Raw genomic sequence first — 6,149 nt, 5'->3', positions numbered from 1 at the left:
GGACACTACATCGGCTGTAATCTCTCCATTACCAATTTTCAAGGCACGTGGTGGGGTGAAGGAGACGACATGATTTGGGTCGATGGTTATAAGTGGCCTCCCGATCTTCACGGCACAGGCTCAGAGGATTATCTCAACCAGGCGTGGGGCATGCAGCCCAACGCATTCCCACACAACGGTTCGTCAATCTATGAGCCGGACACTGATGGCTATCAAACCTCGTATGTGTTTCATCTCGAAAATCCAGTTCGATTTGAGAAGGAAATTCGCGCTACCATTGAGCACGGACACGGGAACCACCTCTGTAATGAAACATCTTCAGTTGCCTATTGGTATCAACTCGAACCGCATAAACCCTTCGGTATCCTACCGGTCCAGCAACGAAAGCCGGTTCTCAGGGGTGAAGATGGAGGATGGCTTATCAATGAAACGGTACAAACGCAACAAGCGGAACCGACGTTAAACGATGAAATGAAACAGTTGAAGGCGCAATGGGCGGAGAAGCATAAAGCTGAACCGTAAAACGTGATGTATGGTTTTTGAACTTATGAATAACTATTATCTTTGAGGGCTTTGAGTAGAGTGCTGTTTCTGGTCAAACGTATCAACATCCCGATGTGTTCGAGATCTACGGAATCTAGCAACATATATTTCACAGTGGACGACGAATCTAGGGTCAAGGGTACTCATATACTTATTTGCCCATTTTTTAGTTGCAATTTTGGGAGGAGTTGAATGTTCACGACTTTTAAGGGACTCTTCGCATGGACGCTTTTTCATGCCGGCGAAACCGAGCGGGATAAAGAAGATCTACCCGACGACACGAGGGAAGAAAACCTATCAACAGCGGAAACACAAGAGCATACGATAGATTCCGAACACGATGAAGCCGATGATTCAGATGCAATGGTTACGCCAAGCGAAAATCAACAGGGCAACGAAGAAATAATGGAGACGGATTCGCAGCCAGTCGCAGCGGTGGAAACAGATACAGAATCACATGTCAGTAGTGCTGATGACGAGACCAACGTGGACGAGTCCGTGTCAGGGGATAAAGAGGAAGTAGCAACAGCCCCTGATGAGGTTGTGGTTGATGTCCTCACGGAGGCACCAACTGAAGAAACCGTGGTCAATACAGCGCAAGTTGAAACCGTCGAAGGTGAAACGGCCGAGGAAATCGTAGCAGATTCAGATGAAGCAACAATCGAAGATACTGGGGTGCCGCTCACTTTTGGGATCATTGATGAGGTATACAATTTCGTGAATGAATTCCAGCACAGCCAATCGAGCGATGCCGAAAAGACCTCTGCTAGCACCGAGGAGAGCGCCGGAGGTATAAAAAAAGCAGCGCTCTGTGAACATCCGCCCGCAGAAGGTTATACGCGAATCCAGTATGAGGTAACGTTGCCAGAGGTGGAATCCAACGAGAATCTGATTTTGCATTTCAGTATTGGCTTGAGGGATGGTGTTGATTTTGAATTGTCGCACACGAAGCCTGATGGGGTACAGTTTGCGATTGAGATTTCAGACCAACGCCGTTTTGAAAGCGTCTCCGAGGCTTGCCGATGGGACGAACATCTTGTAGACCTGTCTGAGCTTGCTGGAAGCACGGTTCAAGTTGGTTTCCTGACCGATTGCAACGGTGCTGGTAATACTGAGTACGACTGGGCTTTATGGGGGAACCCACGTGTCTTGAAGCTAACCCGTACTTCGCTGCTGCTGGCAAAAAACGAAGATGAACCCAGGCTCAGACGTGGCCTTGCAGTAGGACTTTTAGAAGGAGAAACTGCAAAAGTCTCGGTTACCGAATTCGATTTGGAAGTTTCTACGCTGGCTTCGGAAGTTGCAGATGGATTGAGCCAGCGGATGGAAGCTAAAGCGGGGACCTCGATTGTTGAATTGGCGTTCTACACAGAGCAACCAAAACTAGAAATCGTCGCCGCAGGACCAACCGGCGCTCTCCTTACCGCACGAGAGGACTTTGAGCTGCAATGCACGGTTCGTAACAATGGGCTAGCTCCAATTGAGCCTATTCACGAAGCGACTCTCTCAATCAATCGGATTAAATTGCGACGCGGAAGAACGACACAACCGCTGAAGAGGCTCAACCCGGGTGAAGAGACAACGTATTCGTGGAGTATCCGCAGTTTTTCGCGTGAGTCGGTGGCTCGGGCATCTGTTGTACTTCGATGTCAAATGCCGACCGGTGAAATTCGTCAAGCCGTTGATCAGAATGTCAACCTGCTACCAGCAATCCCTAGAATTTCTAATCAAGCCGCTTCGGATTTATGCACCTACGACCAGAACGGACATGTTATCACCGAAAATCGGCACCTGCGCACACTTTTCGTCAGAGGATCTGGTGGATTTGAATATTGCCTGCTTTTCGCAGCACGAAATGGACGTTACCGTCAGGTTGCAGTCTGCAATGCGATTTCAGAAATTCGCTATCGTGACGCATTAGGAACTCCTCAACACATCAAAATTACCCCGACTGTCTACCGTCTTGCCGGAAATAACGTTGGTGAATCGATCGTTCTACTGTCCTCCGAGGAACGAGGCGAAGACGGTGTGCTTTGGTCTTATGAAGCGCGTTTTTCGCTGTCTGAGGAATCTAGGCGGCTCAAGGTGGAATACAGCCTCACTGCGGATCAGGAGCGGGAACTAATCGCTTTCAATGGACCAATCCTTTATGCAGGAGATGGAGCGTTTGGTGAGCGTAAGACCGCTGCTCTGTTTCCCGGTTTGGAGTTTTTGGAAGGTGATGAGCCATCGTCGAGTTCGCGGGATGTCGCTCCGCCGAATAACAACCGACTTGTACCCCATCCGTATAAAATCACGATTCCACTGATGGCTGTCGAGCATAAAAAGACGTTGGTTGGTTTGGCGTGGGATGCGTTGGAACCTTGGGATGGTGAGCATAACATGCTATCAGCAGCTTTTTCTTCCCCGAATTGGTGCAACCGTCAAAAGAACCACCTAATGGGTTTGTTTCTTCCCACCATTCCTGATTGGGTTGAGGAGAATCACTTGGCAGCCTCGACACCGTATCCGCTGAAAGCAAACCTACCGATCACGATTAAAGCACAAATTATTGTCGATGGAAACGCTTCCATTCTGGATGCTATTTCCCATTGGACAGCCGCTTACGGCGTACCCGAACCGTTAAAAGCGCCACGGACCGATAGGGAAGAGGTTCTGCTGTCGCGGCACGGCTTCATGCAGACCGTATGGGATAAAGAAACAGGAAAATCGCAGCATTGTGTTGATTGGACACCGGGTAATGCCCCCGGTTTTGCGACGCTGTTATGGTATGATTATCTCATCCAGACACAGGATGATACCATTAAGGATGAATCGGTCAGGCAGCGAGCGCTTGAAATCGTGACGCGCACAATCCAAGAAGCGGGACCGGCTGGACTGAGTTCGACAGATCTTTGTCACATCTTGAAATGGGAGGCACCATTCTACTTTGGAGAGGTTGAAGCGGGAATAGATCGACTCAAAGAGATTGCAACGCGATGGATTGAGACACAGGAAGAGGATGGCAGTTGGCGTTTCCACCCGATTACAGATCGAGCCAAAACGCTAGGGAGTGAAGGAGACGCCGCTTTAGGAACTTGTGCTCCCACGGCTCGGACACTCCTCAAGCACGCGCGTGTGACTGGTGATTCGGAATCGTTGGCAGCTGGACTGAAGGGACTGAAGTTTATGGAGGGCTTCAAGGTTCCACGCGGCGCCCAAACGTGGGAGTGTCCGCTTTATGAACCGGATCTTCTCGCGGCGGCCCATACTGTTGGTGCCTATGTTGAAGCCTACGAAATCACTCAAGAAAAAGGTCATCTCGAAAGGGCGGAGCAGTGGGCAAAAGCGGGGCTCCCTTTTATATATCATTGGCATCTGTCGGACCGTCCCGGTATGCGTTTTGGTTCTATACCGGTGTTCGGCACAACCTTCTATACCCACCCGTGGTTCGGTGTTCCCGTTCAGTGGAACGGCTTGGTTTACGCTTACGCCCTTCAGCATCTCGCTCGACATACATCTGAGAGTCAAAGCCAGTTCTGGGCGAAGCTAGCGGAGGGAATTACTATCAGTGCCATGTATCAGCAGTGGACAGAAGGGGAACTCAAGGGAACATATCCCGATGGTTTCTACGGTTACTGTACGGAAGGACGGGGACCTCATATCAATCCAGAAGACATTATGGTGAACCTGTATACCTTACGTGGACTTGATCCAGATATCTCGACCGCGATTTACCATGTACAAGACGATCGTATTCACGTCAGTAGCGGCGCAAGGATTGATGGGTTAGACTATGATGATTCGGGGCGACTGACGTTTTCACTGCGTTATGTCCAAAACGAAACAAGCTATTCTATCATTGCGGGATACGGAAGGCGGTACGGCGGAGCAGAACCTTCAGCGAAACCGGGGCCCTCTGCAATTCGTACGGGAGATCGAGAACTTCCCATTGCAGATAATCTCTCAACTACTGAATCCGGTTGGCTCTATCGTGAGGAGAAGGACATCGTCTTCATCAAGTGCAAACATCTGGTGGGCGCGACGAATTTTGAAGTGCTTCCCCCAGAAAGAGTGGAAACCACTCCTGAAGCAGTTGAACCGGAAACAGCGACGGAACACGGAACGGTTGAGACGAACGAATCCGAACCCAATCCAGAATAAGCCCTTTGAGAGCAGCTGTGGCAGATCGAGGACTTTTTATTACATTTGAAGGTACGGACGGGGCGGGAAAAACGACGCAGATCGAACGTCTAACGGCAGATTTGAGACAAGCTAGCTATGATGTCTGCCTGACACGCGAACCGGGCGGTACACCCATCTCTGAGCAGATTCGCGACATGCTGCTGAATCCAGAACACAACGAGATGGCAGCGACGACCGAGTTGCTGCTATACGCTGCGTCGCGGGCGCAGCATGTATCAGAGGTTATCAAACCTGCGCTGAAAGCGGGGAAGGTTGTCATCTCCTCCCGATTCGCGGATGCAACGGTCGTCTATCAAGGTTATGGGCGTGGGTTAGATCTGGGAAGGATACATCACCTGAATCGGATTGCGACCGACGGTGTTACGCCGGATGTAACTTTTGTGCTGGATTTGCCGGTGGAGATTGGGTTACAACGCGTCCAAAACAGTCGAGGTGGGTTAGACCGTTTAGAAAGAGAAAAAATTGAGTTTCACCGCCGACTGCGGGAGAGTTACCAAATTATAGCGAAGCAGGAACCCGAGCGTCTGAAAATTATCGATGCACAAGTTAGCCCGGAGCAGGTGTATGCACAGATTCAGGCAATAATCCAACCCTTGTTGCAACAGTGAGCAGCTTTATGAAAGACGCTATCATCGGACATCGCCAGACTCTCGAACAGCTGTACCACGCAATTGCATCGAATCGCGTGGCGGGTGCCTACTTGTTCGTTGGAATTGCTAATGTTGGAAAAGAGACTATCGCACTTCATTTTGCAAAGACTATCAACTGCCTCACATCAGATGCGGGAGCCTGCGGCACCTGTTTAGCCTGTCGCAAAGCCGACGACGGAAATCACCCCGACCTTCAGATTATCCGTCCATCGGGGGCTTGGATCAAGATTGACCAGATCCGCGACCTACAAAAGCGAATCATTTATCGACCGCTTGAGGGGGCACGAAAAGTTTACATCCTGACCGAAGCGGAACGGATGAACCTCGAAGCCGCAAACTGTCTGCTCAAAACCCTTGAGGAACCGCCTGCCGATTCGGTTTTAATCCTCCTGACGACAAATCTTGACGCGTTGTTACCCACAATCCGGTCCCGTTGCCAAATCATCCCTTTTCACCCACTCGTGATTTCCGAACTTGCCGGGCATTTGATGGATCGATTTAACATTGACGAAAGCCAAGCGTTCTCAATCTCGACAGCATCCGGAGGTGCCGTTGGCAAAGCACTGATGATGCTCCAAGAAGGGACTGGCGTTGATGAAGAAATCCCCGAAATTATGATTGCCAGCGATCGGCTAGACACCTTCCGTATTGCGGAGAAATGGAGTCAGCAACCGGAAGCACTCGACCATCTCGTGACATGGTATCGTGACTTGGTGTTGCTGCATCAGGGTGCCCCCGCAGATTTGCTCACGCATGTCCATCATGCGGAAC

The 6,149-nt window shown here is 50.3% G+C and carries 4 protein-coding genes; all 4 read left to right on the top strand.

Annotation, left to right across the window (positions count from 1 at the left end; genetic code table 11):
- On the top strand, positions 1 to 522 hold a 522-nt coding region (locus tag J4G02_19975; protein ID MCE2396807.1), incomplete at its 5' end, for a DUF2961 domain-containing protein.
- A gap of 213 nt (positions 523 to 735) precedes the next feature.
- The gene (locus J4G02_19970; protein ID MCE2396806.1) at positions 736 to 4,686 is read left to right on the top strand and encodes a hypothetical protein; all 3,951 of its coding nucleotides are present in this window, start codon (positions 736 to 738) and stop codon (positions 4,684 to 4,686) included.
- A 17-nt stretch (positions 4,687 to 4,703) separates the two neighbouring features.
- Positions 4,704 to 5,336: a dTMP kinase gene (locus J4G02_19965; protein MCE2396805.1), complete on the top strand. Its 633-nt coding sequence runs from the start codon at positions 4,704 to 4,706 to the stop codon at positions 5,334 to 5,336.
- A gap of 8 nt (positions 5,337 to 5,344) precedes the next feature.
- The coding region (gene holB, locus J4G02_19960) for a DNA polymerase III subunit delta' (protein MCE2396804.1) at positions 5,345 to 6,149 on the top strand (805 nt) is incomplete at its 3' end.

This window comes from Candidatus Poribacteria bacterium (assembly GCA_021295755.1).
Lineage (GTDB): Bacteria > Poribacteria > WGA-4E > WGA-4E > PCPOR2b > PCPOR2b.
The sequence above is the reverse complement of the archived record's forward strand: the minus strand, read 5'-3'. Positions and strand labels throughout refer to the sequence as shown.

What these genes read in the sequence shown, in the direction of transcription:
- J4G02_19970 (MCE2396806.1), top strand. Translation starts at nt 736, where the DNA reads ATGTTCACGACTTTTAAGGGACTCTTCGCATGGACGCTTTTTCATGCC.